This is a genomic window from Variovorax sp. SPNA7, from assembly GCF_033807855.1.
In the GTDB taxonomy this organism is placed as follows: domain Bacteria; phylum Pseudomonadota; class Gammaproteobacteria; order Burkholderiales; family Burkholderiaceae_C; genus Variovorax; species Variovorax beijingensis.
Map to the genome: position 1 here is coordinate 485,449 of NZ_CP138514.1, position 18,896 is coordinate 504,344.

Here is an 18,896-nt window from a genome sequence, read left to right on the forward strand (position 1 = left end):
CATGAGAGAAGCCGTCATCGTTTCCACCGCACGCACGGGCATCGGCCGCGCCTTTCGCGGCGCATTGAACAACATCAAGTCGCCCACCCTGATGGGCCATGCGATCCAGCACTCCGTGCAGCGGGCGGGCATCAATCCCGGCGAGGTGGAGGACGTGGTCATCGGCAGCGCGATGGCCGCCGGCACCGCGGGCATGAACATCGGCCGCCTTGCTGCGCTGGCGGCGGGACTGCCGCAGTCGGTGCCGGGCCAGACGATGGACCGGCAATGCGCCTCGGGCCTGATGGCCATTGCGACGGCGGCCAAGCAGATCATCGTCGACGGCATGGACGTGACGGTGGGCGGTGGCCAGGAGAACATTTCCGCCGTGCAGAACCCCTTCGTCAAGTGGGTGGGTGAAGAGGCCGACCCGATGCTCATCGCGCGCGTGCAGCATGCCTACATCCCGATGCTCAACACGGCCGAGATCGTGGCAAAGAAGTACGGCATTTCGCGCGAGGCGCAAGACGCGTATTCCGCGGAAGCGCAACGCCGCACCGCGCTGGCGCAGGAGCGCCACCTGTTCGACGACGAGATCGTGCCGATCACCGCGCGCATGGCCGTGGCCGACAAGCAGACGGGCGCGATCAGCTATCGCGACGTCACGCTGGACCGCGATGAAGGCAACCGCCCCGACACCACGCTCGAAGGCCTTGCCAGCCTCAAGCCGGTCATCGAAGGCGGCGTGATCACCGCGGGCAACTCGAGCCAGCTGTCGGATGGCGCATCGGCCTGCGTGCTGGTGGAGCGCGCGGTTGCCGAGCGCCGCGGGCTCAAGCCGCTGGGCATCTACCGCGGCATCGCGGTCGCCGGCCTCGCGCCCGAGGAGATGGGCATCGGCCCGGTGCTGGCCGTGCCCAAGCTGCTGAAGACCCACGGGCTCAAGGTGAGCGACATCGGCCTGTGGGAACTGAACGAGGCCTTCGCCTGCCAGGTGCTGTACTCGCGCGATCGTCTGGGCATCGACCCCGAGAAGCTGAACGTCAACGGCGGCGGCATCACCATTGGGCATCCCTATGGCATGACCGGCTCGCGGCTGGTGGGGCATGCGCTCATCGAGGGCAAGCGGCGCGGCGCGCGCTTCGTCGTCGTGACGATGTGCGTCGGCGGCGGCATGGGTGCCGCGGGCCTGTTCGAAGTGGCGTGACGCAAGGAGCAGCACCATGACCTACCAGATCCCGCTGCGCGACATTCAATTCGTCTTGCACGAACTGCTCCAGGTGCCGGCCATGCTGGAATCCTGCGGCCAGCCGGAGCTCGACGGCGAGACCATCGACCAGGTGCTCACCGCGGCCGGCCAGTTCGCGTCCGAGGTGATCGCGCCGCTCAACGCGCCCGGAGACGAGCACGGTTGCAGCATGCCCTCAGCTGGCGTGGTGCAGACGCCACCGGGCTTCAAGAAAGCCTACGACGAGTTCACGAAGAACGGCTGGGCCGGATTGGGGTGCAGCCCCGAGTTCGGCGGACAGGGCTTTCCTTCGGTCGTGGCCAATGCAGTCTACGAAGTGTTCGGCGGCGCGAACATGGCGTGGTCGTCCTATCCGGGCATGTCGCATGCCACCTACGTGAACGTGGCGGCCAACGGATCGGAAGAGCAAAAGGCACTCTATCTGCCGAAGATCGCCTCGGGCGAGTGGGCCGGCACCATGTGCCTGACCGAGCCCAACGCGGGCACCGACCTGGGCCTGATGCGAACCCGCGCCGTGGCGCAGGCCGATGGCAGCTACAGCATCACCGGCAGCAAGATCTTCATCTCGGGCGGCGAGCAGGACCTGACCGAAAACATCATGCACCTGGTGCTCGCGCGCATGCCGGACGCGCCGCCCGGCGTGAAGGGCATTTCTCTTTTCATCGTGCCGAAATTCATTCCCGATGCGAAGGGCGCGGCCGGCGCACGCAACGGGGTGGTCTGCGGCTCCATCGAGCACAAGCTGGGCATCCACGGCAACTCGACCTGCACCATCAACTTCGACGGCGCGACCGGCTGGCTGCTGGGTGCACCCAACAAAGGGCTGGCGGGCATGTTCGTGCAGATGAACCACATGCGCGTGCTCGTCGGCACGATCGCCATCGGCCTGATGGAAGCGGCCTACCAGAAGGCCTTGGCCTACGCGAAGGAGCGCCTGCAGGGCCGCGTGAGCGGGGCAAGGTCGTCCGGCGAAGCCGCCGACCCGATCATCGGGCATGCCGACGTGCGCCGCATGCTGCTCACGCAGAAGGCGAACATCGAGGGCGCGCGTGCACTGGCGCTCTGGACCTCGCAACTGAGCGATGTGCAGCGCCTCCATCCCGATGTCGCCAAACGCGAGGAGACCGCCGAACTGCTGGGCCTCCTGACCCCGCTCGTGAAGGCGCTGTCCAGCGACCTCGCGGTGGAATGCACGCTGCTTGCGATGCAGGTGTTCGGCGGGCACGGCTACATCCGCGAGAACGGCGTCGAGCAGCACCTGCGGGACGTGCGCATCGTGGGGCTGTACGAGGGCACGAACGGCGTGCAGGCCATGGACCTGCTTGGGCGCAAGGTGCTGGCCGACCAGGGCCGGCAGATGTATGCCTTCCTGGACATGGCCGGCACATTCGCCGAGACCTGCCGCCCGCGCGAGGCGATGCGCGAGTTCACTGAGCCGCTCATCAAACTGGTTGCCGACATCAGGCAGCTCACCGGCGAGCTGGTGGCCGCGTCGGCGCAAGACCCGCATGCGGCGGGCGCGGCCGCTGCGCCCTATCTGCGCCTGGTCGGGCATCTGGCACTTGCGTGGACCTGGGCGCGCATGGCCGAGGTGGCGTTCAAAAACGCTGGATCGAGCGACCCGATCTATGCATCGAAGATTGCCACGGCCCGCTTCTACTTTCAGCGGCTGCTGCCGCAGGCGGCGGGGCTCTGCCAGGAGATCCGGGCCGGGTCATCCGCATTGATGGAACCGGCCGTCGATCTCTTCTAGGGCAGCGCCACCGCATCGCTGCCACGGAGCCTGGCTAGGCCAGCGCAGGCTCCAGGAAACCGGCGAGCCGCTGAACGATCAGCTGCTCGGCCTCTTCCATGATGCGATCGATCAGTTCCTGCACCGTCGGAATGTCGTTGATCAGGCCGACCACCATGCCGCAGCTCCAGGCGCCGGCATCCATCTCGCCTTCGAGCATCACGCGCGGATAGACGCCCGCGACCTGGTCGATGATGTCCTCGAACTTGAGATCGGCGCCTTTTTCCTTCTCGATCCGGATCAGCTGCTCGACCGATGAATTGGTCAGCACGCGCTCCGTGTTGCGCAGCCCCCGCATCACCAGCCGCGTGTCCAGCTCGGTGGCCGCCACGATGGCGTCCTTCACGTTCTGGTGGATCGGCGCTTCCTGCGTGGCCACGAAGCGCGTGCCCATGTTCATGCCCTCCGCGCCCAGTGCCAGCGCCGCCACCAGGCTGCGCGCATCGGCCATGCCGCCGGAGGCGACGAACGGAATCTCCAACTCCTCGGCCGCGCGCGGCAGCAGGATCATGTTCGGCAGGTCGTCCTCGCCCGGATGGCCGCCACACTCGAAACCGTCCACGCTCACGGCGTCGCATCCGATCGCTTCAGCCTTCAGCGCATGCCGCACCGAGGTGCACTTGTGGATCACCTTGATGCCCGCCTTCTTGAACGCCGGCATGTAGGCCTCGGGGCTGCGCCCTGCCGTCTCGACGATGCGAACGCCGCCTTCGGCAATGGCCGCGATGTACTCGGGATACGGCGGCGAGGACAGGGTCGGCAGGAACGTGAGGTTCACGCCGAAGGGCTGGTCCGTCATGTTGCGGCAGCGAGCGATTTCCTTGGCCAGCAGCTCGGGCGTGCGTTGCGTGAGGCCCGTGATGAGCCCGAGCCCTCCGGCGTTCGACACGGCCGCGGCCAGCTCGGCAAAGCCGACGTAGTGCATGCCGCCCTGGATGATCGGGTGGCGGATGCCGAAGAGTTCAGTGATGCGTGTTTTCATGTGTCTTTCACCAGGTTTCCATGTAGGGGCGCAGGTCCATCTCGAAGGTCCAGGCGTCTCGAGGCTGGGTGTGCAGGTACCAGTAGTTCTCCGCGATGTGCTCGGGGTTCAGGATGCCACCCTGCTCTTTCAGCGCGTAGCGTTCGGGGAAGTTGCTGCGGATGAACTCCGTGTCGATCGCGCCGTCGACCACGATGTGGGCCACGTGGATGCCGCGCGGGCCGAGTTCGCGCGCCATGCTTTGGGCCAGCGCACGCAGCGCATGCTTGGCGCCGGCAAAGGCAGCGAACTTCGCCGAGCCGCGGATGCCGGCGGTCGCGCCGGTGAAAAGAATCGTGCCGCGCCCTCGCTCGACCATCCTGCGGGCGACCTCGCGCGCATTCAGGAAGGCGCTGAAGGCGGCCATCTCCCAGATCTTCATGTACTTGCGCCCGGTCTCCTCCAGGATGCTGCTGGGCACGTTGGCGCCGATGTTGAACACCATCACCTCGATCGGGCCGCGCTCCTTCTCGATCTGGTCGATGAGGGCCACGACCTCTTCCTCCTTGCGCGCATCGCTGCCGTAGCCGAAGGCCTGGCCGCCGGCCGCGCGGATGCGCTCGACGGCCGGCTCCAGCTTGTCGGCCGAGCGCCGCGTGAGGCATGCGACGTAGCCCTCGCGGGCGAAGCGCGCGCCGATCGCGCTGCCGGTGGCGTCGCCTGCGCCGATGACGAGAGCCACGCCGCGGTGGTTGGCTGATGGGTCCATACGGTCTCCTTTAAAAAACGTTCGTTAGGCCATCGCACGTTAATCATTGAACGTTCGTTTGTCAATCAAGGGCAAGGCCCAAGGAAACCCCGTTGACGAAGGCCGTGCAATCACATAGCTTCCGTTTACCAAACGTCCGTTAACTTAAAGGAGCTTGAATGAGCAAGTCAGTCGATTTCTTCTTCGATGTCGGAAGCCCGTCGTCGTACCTGGCATGGACGCAGCTGCCTGCCCTGTGCGCAAGCCACGGCGCCGAGCTCGTCTACCGGCCGATGCTGCTGGGCGGCGTCTACCAGGCCACCGGCAACGCATCGCCGGCCACCATTCCCGTCAAGGGCCGCTATACGCAGATGGACTACGAGCGCCACGCGCGCCGCTATGGCGTTGCGTTCAGGGGCAACCCGCACTTCCCCGTCATCACGCTGTTTCTCATGCGTGCGGTCACCGGCATTCAACTGCGCCGCCCCGAGCAGCTGCAGCAGCTGCTGGGCTGCGTGTTCAAGGCGCTGTGGATCGATGCGCTCAACCTGAACGATGCGCAGCTCACGGCCCGCACGCTGGTCGAAGGCGGATTCGATCCCGCCGAGATCGAGCGCTTGGCGCAGGACGCCGAAACCAAGGCCGCACTGAAGGCAACCACGCAAGAGGCGATCGAGCGCGGCGTGTTCGGCGCACCCACGCTCTTTGTCGGCGACCAGATGTTCTTCGGCCAGGACCGGATGGACTTCGTTCGCGAAGCGCTGTCCTGACCAAACCTCAAGGAAAAAGGAGACAACGTGGATCAAAGAATCTGGCATGCGTCCTACCCGGCAGGGCTGCCCCGGGATCTGGTGTACGGCGAGCACGACACCCTCGCCACCCTGTTCGAAGGCGCCTTCGCTCGAAACGCCGGCCGCACGGCCGTGACCTGCAACGGCGAATCACTGAGCTTCGCCGAACTCGAACAAGCATCGGCTCGCTTTGCGGCATTCCTGCAGGCGGCGGGGCTGCAGCCCGGCGATCGCGTGGCGCTGCTGCTGCCGAACCACCTTCTTTATCCCGTCGCCTTGGCTGCGATCGCGCGCGCGGGCTTCGTGGGGGTCACGATGAACCCGCTCTACACAGTGCGTGAGGTGGAGTACCAGTTGACGGATTCCGGCGCGTCTGCGCTGGTGGTCGCCGATCCGTTCACGGAACTTGTCGGCGGAGTCATCGAGCGGACAGAAGTCCGGCACGTCGTCACCGTGCCGATGCAAGATGTCCGCCGGTCGCTGCTCGCGTCCTCTGGCGATCAGCCGGTTCGAATCCACGACTCCGGTGTGCATCTCGTCCCGCTCCACGTGGCCGTGGCATCGGTGCAGGGCGTCAATTTCACGGCCGCACAGGTGCGGCCCTCCGATCTCGCGTTCCTGCAGTACACAGGCGGAACCACCGGCGTGTCAAAGGGCGCTTGTCTCACGCACCGCAACGTTCTCGTGAGTGTGTTGCAGATGCAATCCTGGTTGCGGCTGAACCTCGAGATCCAGAACTTCGAGCTGGTCACGCCGCTGCCCCTGTACCACATCTTCCCGCTCGGCATGGCGTTGATGGCGCTGGCGAGCGGCGGACACAACCGGCTTGTGATGAATCCGCGCGACATCACGGCCCTGTGCACCGAACTGCGCCGGGCACCCTTCGACGTGCTGATCGGCGTCAACACAATGTTCAACGGCATGGTGAACATGCCCGAACTGTCATCGGTCGACTTTTCGCGTTGTGGCATGGTTATCGGAGCCGGCGCCTCGATTCAGGCGGCGGTCGCGCGCAAGTGGGAGGCTGCGGGCGGTCCGCCGATCACCGAAGCCTATGGCCTTACGGAGACATCGCCCAGCGCCACCTTCAATGCCCCAGGCTGCAACGGCACCATCGGCGTTCCAGTGCCCTCCACCGACGTGCTGATCGTCGACGATGCCGGCGACCCCGTTCCGCAGGGCACGCCCGGCGAGCTGCTCATCAAGGGACCGCAGGTGTTCGCCGGGTACTGGAAGCGCGAAGACGAGACGCGCAAGGCATTTACCAGCGATGGCTGGTTTCGCACGGGCGATGTCGTCACGATGGATTCCAAGGGATTGATGACCATCGTCGACCGCAAGAAAGACATGATCCTGGTGTCAGGGTTCAACGTGTATCCGAACGAGATCGAGGGCGTGGTCGCGCTGCACCCGGATGTGCTGGAGTGTGCGTGCGTTGGGGTCCCCGACGAGCGCTCCGGCGAAGTCCCTCACCTGTTCGTCGTGCGTCGCTCGCCGGAACTGGAGAAGGACCACGTGGAAACGCACTGCCGCAAGCTCCTGGCCCCCTACAAGGTTCCTCGTCACATCACCTTTCTCGAGGCCTTGCCAAAATCGACCGTGGGCAAGATTCTCCGCAAGGAACTGCGGGCACCAGCGGCGGCCTGACGGCAACGATGGGGCGCTTCAGCCTGCTGCGAAGCGCAGGCGCTCCATCCCGGCGTCGCGTATGCCGAGCGTCTCGAGCTTTTGAATCGTGGCGTCGAAGTACTCGCGGCAGGTGCCGAGGCTGCCCGCACCCGTGTTGATCATCCGGGCCATTTCTTGCAGAGGGAGCGTCTTCGTGTAGCGCGGATGCGCCCGGTTGACCGTAAAGGTAATGGCGCTCACCGGCCGGCCACCCACATCGGCGGTCACCCATCGTGGTTGGTACACCTCGGTCAGCATCTCCCTTCGCCAGAGCACCCGCAACTCATCGCGCACCTTGCGCGGCCCGATCTGCAACAGCACGCCCTGGCACGCACCACCCCGGTCAAGGGCGAGCATCAGTCCGGGACACTCTTGCGACCCACGCCCGATGATCGAGCGCAAGCAGAATGAGCGGTGCCAACCGTGGACCTTTGCCGGATGCATGCCTGTGTGCTCCACCGCGGGGTTCCACATCAGCGATCCATATCCGAACACATGAATGGCCGCATTGCCATCGTGCCGCGAGAGGACGCCTTCGATCGACGCTTCCAGTTCCTCTGCCGTACGCAGCCGCACTCCCGCCGGGAGCTGCGCATAGACCTGGGCCATGAAGGCGTCGTCGAGGAGCTCTTCTCGGGTGACTCGCGTGGGCTCGATCACCGCATTCGACGCAGGTCGGCCATCCTCGCGCGGACTGAGATAGCGCATGAGCTGTCCTCGAAAATCTTGTTCGCAGGACTTGAACGTTAGCATACATATCGTTTATTAAACGACCGTATATTAAGTCGGATGGCTTCCATGGGGAAGCTGCTCAAGAAGAAGCTCACACACCGCCAGGCAGCAGCACAATCTTTCCAAGCGTGCCTCCGCTGTCGAGCAGTTCGTGCGCATGCCGCGCTTCTGCAAGAGAAAAAAGCGTTGGCTTCGGTGCATGCACGCGGCCCTCGGCCATCAGCGCGATCGCGGCCTCCATGAAACCGCGCCGCTGCACGGCGTCGGCGTCGATGGCGTGGATCGAGAAGGTGCGCACGGCCAGGCTCCTGCCCAGCAACCGCCGAAGCTCCTCGAATACGTCGCCCGTCGGCGGGCCGTTGACGATGTTGTAGGAGACCGCCATGCCGAATGGCGCGAGGGCCCGCAGGCAGGCGATGAAGAGATCGCCGCCGAGGTGGTCGAAGGCCAGGTCCACGCCGCGCCCGCCGGTGAGCTGCATGACTTTCTCGGTCAGGCCTTGCGGGTCGCTCTCGATGACCTCGTGCGCACCGTTGGCCCGCGCGAATTCCCGCTTCTGCGGCGTGGACGCGGTGCCGATCACGCGCAGGCCGCGGCCCTGCGCCACCTGCACCAGCGCCGTGGCCACGCCGCCGGCCGCGCCGGGAATCAGGACTGATCGGGCCGGCAGGTTGCCGTTGCTCGACAGCATGGCCAGCGCGAGCTGCAAGTTGCCGAGGCTCACGGCATCCTCGAAGCGGATCGCATCGGGGAGCACGAAGGGCGCGGCCTCGGGCACGCAGATGGCTTCGGCATAGCAGCCGCCGCGCTGCGCGAGCTCGCGCGCGCTCACGAACACGCGCTGGCCGGCCTGCAGCGCGGTGACGCCGGGGCCGACGGCATCGACGATGCCGGCCATCTCGTTGCCGGGAATCGCCGGCATGGGCGGCATCCACTTGTAGGTGCCGTTGCGGATCAGCACGTCGGGGCCGCCGGCGCCGATGGCCATGGCCTTGACCCGCACTTCGCCGGCCTGCGGCTGCGGCAGCGGCAGCTCCACCAGCTGCAGCACTTCGGGCCCGCCCGGTGCCTGCAGCTGGATCGCCTTCATGGTGGGGCGTGGCATCAGCGCTGCCCGTCGTGCACGGACACCTTGTCCTTGGTGAGCCCGCCCAGGCGCGCATGCACCCGCCCTCCCGTGCCCATCACCAGCGCGAACAGGATCTCGTTGGGGCGCGGTGCGTCCTGAATGCCGATTTCCATCGTGTTGTAGTGGCTGCGCACGTACGCGGCGTGGATGTAGTGCAGCGGCACCATCAGCCGGTAGCCGGTGGCGGCCACCGCCTTGGCCGAGGGCACGATCGCCTTCGGCTCGCCGAGCACCTCGCGCATGGCCCAGCCCCCGGCTTCGTGCCAGACGGCGCCGTGCTCCAGCTCGCCGTTCACGCCGACGATCGCGGCCTTGCTGTAGACCTCGACCTTGTCGCGCCCGAGCGTCTCGACCAGCTCCGTGGCCAGCAGCGTGCCGAGCGAGCGCAACTCGGCCATGAAGGGCAGCAGGTCCGGCTCGTAGCGGCCTGCGTAGGGGTTGTGGATGACCGCGCAGGCAGCCGCCAGCCTGAGCGGCGTGGCGGCCGGCGGACCGCCTTCGTGGTAGATGGTTTCGATAGAAAGGCTGCGCTTGCGGATGTCGATCAGGGACATGGAGGGGTCCTCACTGTTTGGGTATGCGTGCATCGTTCACCACGGCGGTCCACCGTTTCAGTTCGGCGGCCACCATGGTGGTCATTTCTTCGGGTGTGCTGCCGCGCGCTTCGCCGCCCATCTCTTCGAGCCGCGCACGCACCGCCGGCGCCTGCAGGGCCTTGAGCGTCTCGGCGTTCAGGCGATCGACGACCGGGCGCGGCGTGCCGGCGGGCGCCATGAAGCCGGCCCAGGAGCGCACGTCGTAGCCGGGCACGCCCTGCTCTGCCACGGTCGGCAGCTCGGGCATCTGGCTCCAGCGCTGCGCGCCGGTTGTGGCCAGCGCACGGAGCTTGCCGGCCTTGATGTTGGCCAGCACGGCCGTGGGCGGCGCGATGATCATCGGCACCTCGCCGCCGAGCAGCGCCGCCACCGAGGCCGCGTCGCCGCGGTAGGGAATGTGCAGCATCTCGACGTTGGCGCTCTTCACCAGCAGCTCGCCCGCAAGATGATGCGTGGAGCCGATGCCCGCCGAGCCGTACGACACGCCCCGCGCATCGGCGCGCGACGCGGCCAGCATCTCGGCCAGCCCGCGATAGGGCGAATCGGCCCGCACCACCAAAAGGAACGGAAAGTAGGTGATCGTCGAGACCATCTGGAAGTCCGCCACCGTCTGGTAGCTGAGCTTGTTGTAGAGCGCGCCAGCCACCGCATGGCCGCCCGTGGCCAGCAGCAGCGTGTAGCCGTCGGCCTTGGCGCGTGCCACCGTGCCCGAGGCAATGGTGCCGCCCGCGCCGGTCTGGGCCTCGACCACGAAGGGCTGGCCGAGCCCCTTGGCCATTTCGGAGCTGACCACGCGCGCGATGGTGTCGGCATTGCCGCCGGCCGCAAAGCCCTGGTAGATCCTGATCGGCTTGTCCGGAAAGCCCTGCGCCAGGCCGTGTAGGGGTGCCGCGCAGGCCAGGGCCAGGCCTGCGGCGACGAGCGATCGTCTGTGCCACATGGTTTTTGTCTCCAATGTTGTGGAATGAAGGCCGCGGCTTGTGCCGCCGCGGTCCGGGTCCGCGGCGGCCTCAGTCCTGCTGGACGATGGGATTGCGCAGCACGCCGATGCCTTCGATCTCGACCTCGCACACATCGCCCGGCTTCATGAAGCGCGGCGGCTTCTTGCTCCAGCCCACGCCGGCCGGCGTGCCGGTGGCAATGACGTCGCCGGGCGCGAGCGTGAAGATGGTCGACGCGTAGCTGATGAGCTTCGGAATGCTGAAGATCATGTGGCCTGTGTGGCTGCTCTGCACCACTTCGCCGTTGAGTCGGGTCTCGAGCTTGAGTTCGCGGCCGGGCGCGATCTCGTCGGCCGTCACCATCCAGGGGCCGAAGCCGCCGGTCGACTCGAAGTTCTTGCCCGAGGCGATCTGCTTGGCATGGAACTGCCACTCGCGCACGCTGCCGTCGTTGTAGCAGGAATAGCCCGCCACGTGATCGAAGGCATCGGCCTCGGCGATGTTGCGCCCGCCCTTGCCGATGATGACGGCGAGCTCGCCCTCCCAGTCGAGCGACTCGGACACGTGCGGCCGCACGATCGGCTGGTTGTGCGCGCATTGCGAGCGCCACACGCGCAGGAAGATCGGCGGCTGCTCGGAGAGCTCGCGCTGCATGCCGGCCGCCAGCACCTCCTGGTGGTGGTCCATGTAGTTGCGCACCGCGCACACGATCTTCTCGGACCTGGGAATCGGCGGCAGGTAAGTGATGTCGGCCAGCCTGGCCGCGATGGGCAGTCCTTCGACATGCTGCGCCGCCTGCAGGTACTCGCCCGAGGCGATGTAGTCGACCAGGCCCGCGTGCTGCGGTCGCGCCTTGCCGAGATCGACCACGCCGTCGCCGACGACGGCGCCCCAGGATTCGCGGCCTTGATGGACAAATGACAAAAGCTTCATGGGAACTCCGGTTGAATATGCGGGTGGATGAAAGGCGGATGCGTCAGGGCGCGGCCGGCGAACGCGACTCGAACTGCGCCTGCCACTGCGCGAGCGGCATGAAGCTCGGGTCCTTGCGGCAAGCCTCCTCGGTCTCGCGCATGAGCGTTTCGTCGTCCTTGGTGAGGTCGAGCGGATCGCCATGCGGCTGCGCGATGTAGAACGGCGTGTCGACATAGATCTCGACCGTGTTGCCTTCCGGGTCCAGCATGTAGACCGAGAGCGCATTGCCGTGGTTCAGGCCGCGGATGTTGGTGGCACCGCGGGCCTCGGCGCGCGCCGAGATGTCGCGCAGGTGCTGGATGCTCGGCACCACGAACGAGATCTGCATCACGGTGCTGAACGTCGCCTCCGGCGGCCGGCCCGAGGCCAGCACCAGCTGGTGGTGCTGGTCCGGGCTGGCACTCGTGAACACCAGCTGGTTCCTGAAGGTGCGGCCCTCGCCGCGGTCGGTGATCGTGAGGTCGAAGGTCTCGGTATAGAAAGCCACCATCCGCTCCAGGTCGGTGACGAAGATGCCGAAATGCGAAGGCGTGGGTCGTGCGACCTTGAGCATGCTGTCTGTCTCCGGTGGCGGGGCTTTGCGCCCCTAGGATTGCGCGGCCTGGGCCGCCTTGAGCGCGGCGATCACGTTGCGCTGCGTGCTCTGGATGTGCTCCTCGAGCAGCGCGCAGGCCGTGTCCGCATCGCGGCGCAAGGCGGCGTCCATGATCTTCCTGTGCTCGTTCGACTTGCGGCGCGCGGTCTTCCGGTGGCGCGCGGAAAAGCGCCGGTAGCGCTCGGCCTGGTCGAACAGGCTCGCGCCCCAGGTGCGCTGGCGCAGCGACGGACAGGCGGCCAGCAGCGAGAGATGGAAGGCGCGGTGCAGCTGCGACCAGTCGTTGTCGAGAATGACCGGGCCGTCGCTCAGGCGCGATTCGACCTTCTCGAGCCGGTGGAAGGCGGCCAGGATGTCGGCCTCCCAGGCGTCGTCGCCGTGGGCAATGGCTTCGCGCAGCGCGGGCACGTCGAGCATCACGCGCATGCGCGTGATGTCGGCCAGGTCCTCTTCGGAGATCGGCGCCACGCGGAAGCCGCGGCGCTCGTCGGCGCGCACCAGCCCTTCCTGCGCCAGGCGGCTGAGCGCCTCGCGCAGCGGGCTGCTCGAGTAGCCGTAGGCCGACTGGAGTTCGTCGAGCTTGAGCTTGGCACCGGCTTCGAAGGTGCCGGCCAGGACGTCGTGCCGCAAGCGGGCGAAGGCCTGCTCGACCAGCGGCGGCTCAAAGGCGGGGGGTATTTCTTGTTTGTGCATGGAAGTAATTTTATGCATAAACTCTCGATTCCTGAACACGAACCTGAACATGACACACGGCACCTCCACCCCTGGCATCCGGCTGCTCGGCATCTCCGGCAGCATCCGGCGCGAATCCCACTGCACCGCGGTGCTGCGCAGCCTGCAGCCACTGCTGCCCGGGACGGCATCCATCGAGCTCTTTCCTCTCGACGACGTTCCGCTCTACAACGCCGACCTCGACGGCGCTGCGCCGCCCGCGGCCGTGGCACGGCTCAAGGCGGCCATTGCAGAGGCCGACGGCCTGGTGCTGTGCTCGCCGGAATACAACTACGGCATGCCGGGCGTGCTGAAGAACGCCATCGACTGGGCGTCGCGGCCCAGCTTCGCCTCGCCGCTCAAGGGCAAGCCGGTGCTGATTGCAACCGCCTCGCCGGGCACCGCCGGCGGCGTGCGCGCGCAGGCGCAGATCCGCGACGCGCTGGCCGCCACGCTGGCGCGGCCCGTGGTACGGCAGCACGTCGCCATTGCGAACATCGCCACGCGCATCCGCGACGGCCACCTCGTCGACGAGACCACGCTCGACTTCCTGCGCGTGGCACTGGCCGACCTGCTGCAGGAAATCGCGCTGCTGGGCGGCGCCGCATCCCGGGCGGCGGATCAGCGCTGACGATGGCGTGCGGCTCATGGGGCGGGCCCTGTTTCAGCCGGCGCGCCGGGCGCCCACCAGCACGAACAGCATGGTCGCGGGCTTGTCGCCGAGGTTGCGCCATGCATGCCGGTTGCCCTGCTGTACGGCCACGTCGTGCCGGCGCAGCAGCACCTGCGCACCGTCGTCCAGCTCGAGCGTGATCTCGCCTTCGAGCACGATGTCGTAGTCGATGCTGTCGGTGGTGTGCATGCCCGGGTGGTCGGGCTCGAAGGTTTCGGCCAGGCCAGGCACCAGGCGGCCGGCCTCGGCACCGAAGGCGGCCGCGTCGAAGTCGGCGCGCATCATCACCGCATCGGGCGGGAAGCTGACCATCATCAGGCGGGTGCCGCCCGCGGCCGGCGCGAAGCCGGCCTCGCCCGTGCGGTCGTCCGCCGCGCCGGCACCTACGGCATCGGCAGCCTCCGAGGCCCACAGCAGTGCCGCGGCATGGCCGGGCAGGGTCGTGAACTCGACGCTGCGCGGCGCCACGCCATCCGAGAGCACCCGGGCCTTGCCGTCGGCGCCCGTACCCGCCACCACGCGTCTGATCTTCATGGCGGGCCTCAGGGGTTGATGACGAAGTTGCTGAAGCCGCCGTTGCGGCTCGCGATGCCCGAGATCGCCTCGTTGATGCGCTCCAGCGGATAGCACACATGCTCGAACACCGAGAGGTCGAGCGTGCCGGCCTCGGCCATGTCGGCCATGTCCTGCCCTTCGCCGGCGGTGAACCAGGCCGAGCCCTCGATGCTCTGCTGCTCGTCCATCATGGTGTGCAGGTCCATGCCCACCATGCCTGCGATGGCGCCGATGTTGAAGGCGCGCCCGCCGCGCTTCAGCGCGCGCACGCCCTGCTGGAAGGTTTCGTGCGGCGCGCCGGGCCCAAGGGCGTCGATGAAGGTGTCCACGCCCAGGCCGTCGGTGCGCGCCTTGGCCCATGCGTCGATCGCCTCGCCGTCGGCGTTGGAAAAAACTTCGATGCGGCCGGGTGCCAGCGCCTTGACGCGCTCCAGCAGCTCGCGATTGCGCCCGGTGCCCAGGATGCGCGTGGCGCCCATGGCCAGGCCGAAGAGCGCACCGCCGATGCCCAGCGTGCCGCTGATGCCGTTGATCAGCACGCTGCGGCCCGGGCCGACCTTCGCCTTGCGCATCGCGGAGTACATGGTGCCCAGGTAGCCGAAGCGCGCCGCCTCGTTGAAGCTCACGTTGTCCGGCAGCTTCACCAGCGCGTACTGCGGCGCGATCATGTATTCGCCGAGGCCGCCGTAGGGATAGTTCTTGTAGAGCTTGAGCGAGTTCTGCGAGAAGCCGAAATAGCCGCTGAACGCATAGTGCGTGCAGTTGACGAGATCGCCGTTGCGGCAGGCGCGGCAACCGCCGCAGTAGAGGCTCGGGTTCACGTAGACGCGGTCGCCGGGCTTCCAGGCGTGCACGTGGGTGCCGACCGCCGTCACCTCGCCCGCCGGATCGAGCCCGAACACCGCGGGCAGCGGCGGCAGCGGCAGCTCCGGGAACCAGGTGGTCCAGTTGGCCAGGATGTTGCCCAGGTTGGGCACGATGCCGCAGGCACGCACGCGCACCTGCACGTCGTTGGCGGCCGGCTGGGGAATCGGCAGCTGCTCGACTTCCATCGGGGCGCCGACCTTGTGCAGTCGGGCGGCTTTCATCGTCGTCATGGTGTCTCCTTGCTGGTGGTTGCCTGATGCACAAAGTGCGTTTTGTGCATTCTTTTCGACCGACCGGCCCGGCGTCATCGGTGATAACCCTTTGCGCATGAAAACTAGTTTTATGCACAATATTTAAATCCATGCATTCAAGGCACGCCATGCTCCAACAGAATCCCGAGCCCGTCGACGTGGCGGTCATCGGCTTCGGCCCGGTCGGCGCAACGCTCGCCGCCCTGCTCGGCCAACGCGGCCTGCGCGTCGCGGTCTTCGACAAGTCGCAGCAGATCTACCCGCTGCCGCGCGCCTTCGCGCTCGACCACGAGGCGCTGCGCGTGTTCCAGGAGATCGGCATCGCCGGCGCCCTGGCGCCGCACATGACGCCCTATCGCCCGACGATCTACCAGGGATGCGACGGCGAGCCGATCCAGCACTTCGACATGGGACCGTCGCCCTACCCGCTCGCATGGGCGCCGTCGTACACCTTCAACCAGCCGGCGTTGGAAGCCTCGCTGCGCGAAGCCGTCGGCCAGCTCCCCACGGTGTCGGTCCACCTGGGGCACGAGGTGCTGCAGCTGGGCCAGTCGCCGGACCATGCGCTGCTCGGCGTGCGCCGGCCCGACGGCACCGAGGTGCAGCTGCGCGCGCGCTATGCCGTGGGCTGCGACGGCGGCACCAGCCCCACGCGCAAGCAGATGGGGCTCACGCTCAGGAGCCTCGACTTCGACGAACCCTGGATCGTGATCGACATGCACGTGGACGAAGACAAGCTCCATCGGCTGCCCGCCACCAACGTCCAGTACTGCCACCCCGCGCGGCCCTGCACCTACGTCGTCGGCCCGGGCACGCACCGGCGATGGGAGTTCCTGCTGCTGGCCGACGAGGCCGAGCAGCGCGAGATGCCGCCCGAGTCCATCTGGAAGCTGCTCGCTCCCTGGCTCACCCCCGCGGACGCGCGCATCTGGCGCGCGGCGACCTACCGTTTCCATGCGGTGGTTGCCGAGCAATGGCGCAACGCCCGCGTGCTGCTCGCCGGCGACAGCGCGCACCAGATGCCGCCCTTCCTGGCACAGGGCATGTGCCAGGGCCTGCGCGACGCGGTCAACCTGGCCTGGAAGCTTCAATGGGTGCTCGAGGAGCGCGCACCCGAAAACCTGCTCGACAGCTACGGCGACGAGCGCGGACCGCAGGTGGAAGATGTCACTGCGACCGTCAAGCGGCTGGGCCAGATCATCTGCGAGCGCGACCCCGTGCGTGCCGCCGAACGCGACCAGCGCCTGCGCGAGCAGCAAGGCGGCCAGGTGCGCATGCAATTGCGCCAGAGCCTGCTACCCGGCGTGCACCACGGATTGATCGATTGCGACGAGCTGCCCGCCGGCACGCCCTTCCCCCAGCCCATGGGATCGATCGACCCCGATGCGGCGCCGCGGATGATGGACGACCTGCTGCCGCGCGGATTCCTGCTGGTACTGCGCCATGCGCCCGATGCCGGCACGCTGCAGGCTCTGCGCAATCCGGTTGCCGCCCTCGGCGCCCAGGTGCTGTGCATCGACGCCGCCGCGGCAGCGCACGGCGTGGCGGTGATGGCCGAAGCCGACGGGATTCTCTCCGCGTGGTTCGGCCGCCACCGGTGCGAGGCTGCGCTGGTGCGGCCGGACCACCTGGTCTACGGCGTGGCGCGCACCCGCGGCGATATCGGCGAACTGGTGCGGCGCGCCGGCACAAGGCTCGGCATCGGGTGACTCGCCATCAATGATCTGCCAGCAGGTACATGCGCAGATCGGCCGGGCCGGGCTCAATGTACTTGTCCTGCCAGGTGTCATCCTCTTTCAGGAAACCCTGGTCCACGGCCTTCTCCACGCTCTTGCCCGCGATCATCGCCTCGCGCCGGATCTCTTCCTGCACGGCCCGGAAGCGGTAGTGCTCGTAGACGTCCAGCACGTGCACCGCGTAGGCGCAGGCCAGCGCCCGGTTGCCGCGGATCAGGGTCAGGTTCTCGTCGTTGGCATAGGACGCCTTGAACCCGAGGTTGTGGCTGCCCGCGGCCACCACGCAATCGTCCGACATGGGGTCGATCACCACCACCTTGTCGTGCACGATCGCATGCCCGATCTTCAGCAGCTCCTTGTCGAAGTTGCCGACCGGGTCCTGCAGGGACGCGGCCCGCACCATCAGCACGTTGGGGGCTCCGGCCGGTGTGTAGATGGCCGGCAGCGGGACCTTGGGCGCTGCCGGGTCGCGCGGGGTGTAGCCCGGCATCGCCGTGGGGTCGCTGATCGCTCCGGCGACGAACAGGCCCGGCCGGTGGCGGCCGAAGGCCAGGGCCGCCGAGACGGCCGTGTTCGCGTCCTGCTGGTCTTCCGCGGTGCGGCCCGGGTTGAAGACGAGGAAGAAGATCGCATGCCTGGCCTTGGACATGAGGTCGAACAGCACCTCCAGGTCCGGCGGCACCGTGCGGGTGGCGGGAGTCCCGCGCTTCGGGGTATTCGGTGAGAACCACAGCTGCACCTGCGTGGCGCCACCATCGACGGCGGCGTCGAACGGCTGGCCGTTCGCCTCGCGCAGCGCGGCGCCCTGGTTGGCGTTGCCGGCCTTGGACAGCGGCTTGGGCACCGGCTGCTTGTCCTCGTGCAGGCGGTTCCAGTAGTCGAGGTAGTGCTGCGCCACGTCGGGCGAGCGGAAGACGATGGTGTTGTTCGTCTGGGCGCACAGGCCGGTGGGCGTCCAGTTGGTGCTTCCCGTCCACACCGCCTCCGGTTGGCCGTCCACCACCAGCACTGCGAACTTGTTGTGGCCGATGCCCGCGGATGTGTTGAACATCCGGTCCTGCATGCTCCGGGTTTGCAGCTGCTTCGTGCCGATGGCCTTGCGCAGCCGCTGGCGGGCCTCGACGTTCGTCGTGTCCCACTCGCCCGAGTCCTTGTCCTTGCCGGCCGTGGAAAGGATCAGGTGCAGGCGGCCGGCATGTTCGGCCAGCAGGTCGATCAGTTCGGGGTCGCTCAGTTCGTACAACGCCGCGTAGATCGTCCCGTCCTGGGCCTCGGCGCGCTCGAACAGTTCGCGCAGCATCGGCAGCACGTCGCCAGCCAGGTAGCGGCGCAACGGGTCGTCCACGGTCTCGATGCGCTTTCGGACCAGCGCCGCGCTGGGCGTCTTGCCCTTGGGGGTGCGCAGTTGCTTGCGCAGGTTCTGGGTCGAGAGGATGCCGTTGTTGAAGCCGACGCTGATCTCGCCCAGGTCGTTGGACGCGACGATCTCGTTGGTCTCGAAGGCCTTGCCGTAGAACGCGAGCGGGATCTTCTTGCCCTTGTACTTGCCAGGCTGGGCCGTGTCGCTCGCCGGAACGGGCGTGAGGCCTGCCTTCATCGGGCCGACCGGTCGGATCTCGTACTTCACGCGCAGGGGACCGGTGCGCGTCGACAGCGTGTTGCGGCTCTTGCGCAGCGTCAGGTCGCGCCAGGAGAACTTCTGGATCGGCCAGACGCTGGTGTCCTGCTCCTCCCAGTCGGGGTTGGACTGGGACTTGAACGCCACCCAGGAGGGCAGCACCCGGCGCTCACCCGAGTCGAGAAAGACGCGGGTCACCATGAAGCCGAGGCACCCCTCGATCCTGCCGTCGGCTTCCCAGGCCAGATAGGCCACCTCGTCGTTGCAGAAGGCCCTTGCCTTGACGATCTTCGCCATGCCGATCTCCTCGTTGTTGTTCGAGATACCCC

Annotated in this window: 18 protein-coding genes; 6 read left to right on the top strand and 12 right to left on the bottom strand. The window is 67.2% G+C overall.

Going from position 1 to position 18,896, the window contains the following annotated elements; all coding sequences use genetic code 11:
• Position 1 precedes the first annotated feature (1 nt).
• Both RZE77_RS30020 and RZE77_RS30025 read left to right on the top strand, forming a co-directional pair.
• Positions 2–1,186 (top strand): acetyl-CoA C-acyltransferase, encoded by a 1,185-nt coding sequence (locus RZE77_RS30020; RefSeq protein WP_319443340.1) that lies wholly within the window; start codon positions 2–4, stop codon positions 1,184–1,186.
• A gap of 16 nt (positions 1,187–1,202) precedes the next feature.
• Positions 1,203–2,981, top strand: coding sequence for an acyl-CoA dehydrogenase C-terminal domain-containing protein (locus RZE77_RS30025; protein ID WP_319443341.1), 1,779 nt, complete (start codon positions 1,203–1,205; stop codon positions 2,979–2,981).
• Positions 2,982–3,015: 34 nt separating this feature from the next.
• Here the strand turns inward: RZE77_RS30025 and RZE77_RS30030 are convergent, their stop codons facing one another.
• Positions 3,016–4,002 (bottom strand): NAD(P)H-dependent flavin oxidoreductase, encoded by a 987-nt coding sequence (locus tag RZE77_RS30030; RefSeq protein ID WP_319443342.1) that lies wholly within the window; start codon positions 4,000–4,002, stop codon positions 3,016–3,018.
• A 7-nt stretch (positions 4,003–4,009) separates the two neighbouring features.
• Positions 4,010–4,750, bottom strand: coding sequence for an SDR family oxidoreductase (locus RZE77_RS30035; RefSeq protein WP_145746850.1), 741 nt, complete (start codon positions 4,748–4,750; stop codon positions 4,010–4,012).
• Positions 4,751–4,908: 158 nt separating this feature from the next.
• Here RZE77_RS30035 and RZE77_RS30040 point away from each other — a divergent pair, with 158 nt between their 5' ends.
• On the top strand, positions 4,909–5,499 hold the full coding sequence (locus RZE77_RS30040) for a 2-hydroxychromene-2-carboxylate isomerase (RefSeq protein ID WP_319443343.1): 591 nt from the start codon (positions 4,909–4,911) through the stop codon (positions 5,497–5,499).
• A gap of 27 nt (positions 5,500–5,526) precedes the next feature.
• Entirely contained in the window at positions 5,527–7,167 is a 1,641-nt protein-coding gene (locus RZE77_RS30045; RefSeq protein ID WP_319443344.1) for an AMP-binding protein, read from the top strand.
• A gap of 18 nt (positions 7,168–7,185) precedes the next feature.
• Here the strand turns inward: RZE77_RS30045 and RZE77_RS30050 are convergent, their stop codons facing one another.
• The 7 genes from RZE77_RS30050 to RZE77_RS30080 form a co-directional block, all read right to left on the bottom strand.
• A complete protein-coding gene (locus RZE77_RS30050) occupies positions 7,186–7,896 on the bottom strand; it encodes a gamma-glutamylcyclotransferase (RefSeq protein ID WP_319443345.1) in 711 nt (236 codons plus the stop codon).
• A gap of 115 nt (positions 7,897–8,011) precedes the next feature.
• Entirely contained in the window at positions 8,012–9,025 is a 1,014-nt protein-coding gene (locus RZE77_RS30055; protein ID WP_319443346.1) for a zinc-dependent alcohol dehydrogenase family protein, read from the bottom strand.
• Positions 9,025–9,603 carry an amino acid synthesis family protein gene (locus RZE77_RS30060; RefSeq protein ID WP_319443347.1) on the bottom strand — a complete coding sequence of 193 codons (579 nt, stop codon included), beginning with the start codon at positions 9,601–9,603 and terminating at the stop codon, positions 9,025–9,027. The genes RZE77_RS30055 and RZE77_RS30060 overlap by 1 nt, the downstream gene beginning before the upstream one ends.
• Before the next feature lie 10 nt (positions 9,604–9,613).
• Entirely contained in the window at positions 9,614–10,585 is a 972-nt protein-coding gene (locus RZE77_RS30065) for a tripartite tricarboxylate transporter substrate binding protein (protein WP_319443348.1), read from the bottom strand.
• A gap of 70 nt (positions 10,586–10,655) precedes the next feature.
• The gene (locus RZE77_RS30070; RefSeq protein ID WP_319443349.1) at positions 10,656–11,519 is read right to left on the bottom strand and encodes a fumarylacetoacetate hydrolase family protein; all 864 of its coding nucleotides are present in this window, start codon (positions 11,517–11,519) and stop codon (positions 10,656–10,658) included.
• A 43-nt stretch (positions 11,520–11,562) separates the two neighbouring features.
• A complete protein-coding gene (locus RZE77_RS30075; RefSeq protein ID WP_319443350.1) occupies positions 11,563–12,114 on the bottom strand; it encodes a VOC family protein in 552 nt (183 codons plus the stop codon).
• Between the two features lie 33 nt (positions 12,115–12,147).
• Positions 12,148–12,867 carry an FCD domain-containing protein gene (locus tag RZE77_RS30080; protein ID WP_319443351.1) on the bottom strand — a complete coding sequence of 240 codons (720 nt, stop codon included), beginning with the start codon at positions 12,865–12,867 and terminating at the stop codon, positions 12,148–12,150.
• A gap of 31 nt (positions 12,868–12,898) precedes the next feature.
• Here RZE77_RS30080 and RZE77_RS30085 point away from each other — a divergent pair, with 31 nt between their 5' ends.
• The gene (locus RZE77_RS30085; RefSeq protein WP_319443352.1) at positions 12,899–13,498 is read left to right on the top strand and encodes an NADPH-dependent FMN reductase; all 600 of its coding nucleotides are present in this window, start codon (positions 12,899–12,901) and stop codon (positions 13,496–13,498) included.
• A gap of 33 nt (positions 13,499–13,531) precedes the next feature.
• Here the strand turns inward: RZE77_RS30085 and RZE77_RS30090 are convergent, their stop codons facing one another.
• Together RZE77_RS30090 and RZE77_RS30095 are read right to left on the bottom strand one after the other, a co-directional pair.
• The gene (locus tag RZE77_RS30090; RefSeq protein WP_319443353.1) at positions 13,532–14,074 is read right to left on the bottom strand and encodes a cupin domain-containing protein; all 543 of its coding nucleotides are present in this window, start codon (positions 14,072–14,074) and stop codon (positions 13,532–13,534) included.
• An 8-nt stretch (positions 14,075–14,082) separates the two neighbouring features.
• Positions 14,083–15,192, bottom strand: coding sequence for an alcohol dehydrogenase catalytic domain-containing protein (locus RZE77_RS30095; RefSeq protein ID WP_319443354.1), 1,110 nt, complete (start codon positions 15,190–15,192; stop codon positions 14,083–14,085).
• A 149-nt stretch (positions 15,193–15,341) separates the two neighbouring features.
• On the opposite strand from RZE77_RS30095, the gene RZE77_RS30100 reads away from it, so the two are divergent.
• Positions 15,342–16,922 (top strand): bifunctional 3-(3-hydroxy-phenyl)propionate/3-hydroxycinnamic acid hydroxylase, encoded by a 1,581-nt coding sequence (locus tag RZE77_RS30100; RefSeq protein WP_319443355.1) that lies wholly within the window; start codon positions 15,342–15,344, stop codon positions 16,920–16,922.
• 7 nt (positions 16,923–16,929) lie between these two features.
• Here RZE77_RS30100 and RZE77_RS30105 read toward each other — a convergent pair whose 3' ends face one another.
• The gene (locus tag RZE77_RS30105; RefSeq protein WP_319443356.1) at positions 16,930–18,864 is read right to left on the bottom strand and encodes a phospholipase D-like domain-containing protein; all 1,935 of its coding nucleotides are present in this window, start codon (positions 18,862–18,864) and stop codon (positions 16,930–16,932) included.
• Positions 18,865–18,896: the final 32 nt, after the last annotated feature.

Excerpts from the sequence above, each read along its gene's own strand:
- RZE77_RS30020 (WP_319443340.1), top strand. The coding sequence starts at position 2 with ATGAGAGAAGCCGTCATCGTTTCCACCGCACGCACGGGCATCGGCCGC.
- RZE77_RS30025 (WP_319443341.1), top strand. The coding sequence starts at position 1,203 with ATGACCTACCAGATCCCGCTGCGCGACATTCAATTCGTCTTGCACGAA.
- RZE77_RS30030 (WP_319443342.1), bottom strand. The coding sequence starts at position 4,002 with ATGAAAACACGCATCACTGAACTCTTCGGCATCCGCCACCCGATCATC.
- RZE77_RS30035 (WP_145746850.1), bottom strand. The coding sequence starts at position 4,750 with ATGGACCCATCAGCCAACCACCGCGGCGTGGCTCTCGTCATCGGCGCA.
- RZE77_RS30040 (WP_319443343.1), top strand. The coding sequence starts at position 4,909 with ATGAGCAAGTCAGTCGATTTCTTCTTCGATGTCGGAAGCCCGTCGTCG.
- RZE77_RS30050 (WP_319443345.1), bottom strand. The coding sequence starts at position 7,896 with ATGCGCTATCTCAGTCCGCGCGAGGATGGCCGACCTGCGTCGAATGCG.
- RZE77_RS30055 (WP_319443346.1), bottom strand. The coding sequence starts at position 9,025 with ATGCCACGCCCCACCATGAAGGCGATCCAGCTGCAGGCACCGGGCGGG.
- RZE77_RS30060 (WP_319443347.1), bottom strand. The coding sequence starts at position 9,603 with ATGTCCCTGATCGACATCCGCAAGCGCAGCCTTTCTATCGAAACCATC.
- RZE77_RS30065 (WP_319443348.1), bottom strand. The coding sequence starts at position 10,585 with ATGTGGCACAGACGATCGCTCGTCGCCGCAGGCCTGGCCCTGGCCTGC.
- RZE77_RS30070 (WP_319443349.1), bottom strand. The coding sequence starts at position 11,519 with ATGAAGCTTTTGTCATTTGTCCATCAAGGCCGCGAATCCTGGGGCGCC.
- RZE77_RS30075 (WP_319443350.1), bottom strand. The coding sequence starts at position 12,114 with ATGCTCAAGGTCGCACGACCCACGCCTTCGCATTTCGGCATCTTCGTC.
- RZE77_RS30080 (WP_319443351.1), bottom strand. The coding sequence starts at position 12,867 with ATGCATAAAATTACTTCCATGCACAAACAAGAAATACCCCCCGCCTTT.
- RZE77_RS30085 (WP_319443352.1), top strand. The coding sequence starts at position 12,899 with ATGACACACGGCACCTCCACCCCTGGCATCCGGCTGCTCGGCATCTCC.
- RZE77_RS30090 (WP_319443353.1), bottom strand. The coding sequence starts at position 14,074 with ATGAAGATCAGACGCGTGGTGGCGGGTACGGGCGCCGACGGCAAGGCC.
- RZE77_RS30095 (WP_319443354.1), bottom strand. The coding sequence starts at position 15,192 with ATGACGACGATGAAAGCCGCCCGACTGCACAAGGTCGGCGCCCCGATG.
- RZE77_RS30100 (WP_319443355.1), top strand. The coding sequence starts at position 15,342 with ATGCTCCAACAGAATCCCGAGCCCGTCGACGTGGCGGTCATCGGCTTC.
- RZE77_RS30105 (WP_319443356.1), bottom strand. The coding sequence starts at position 18,864 with ATGGCGAAGATCGTCAAGGCAAGGGCCTTCTGCAACGACGAGGTGGCC.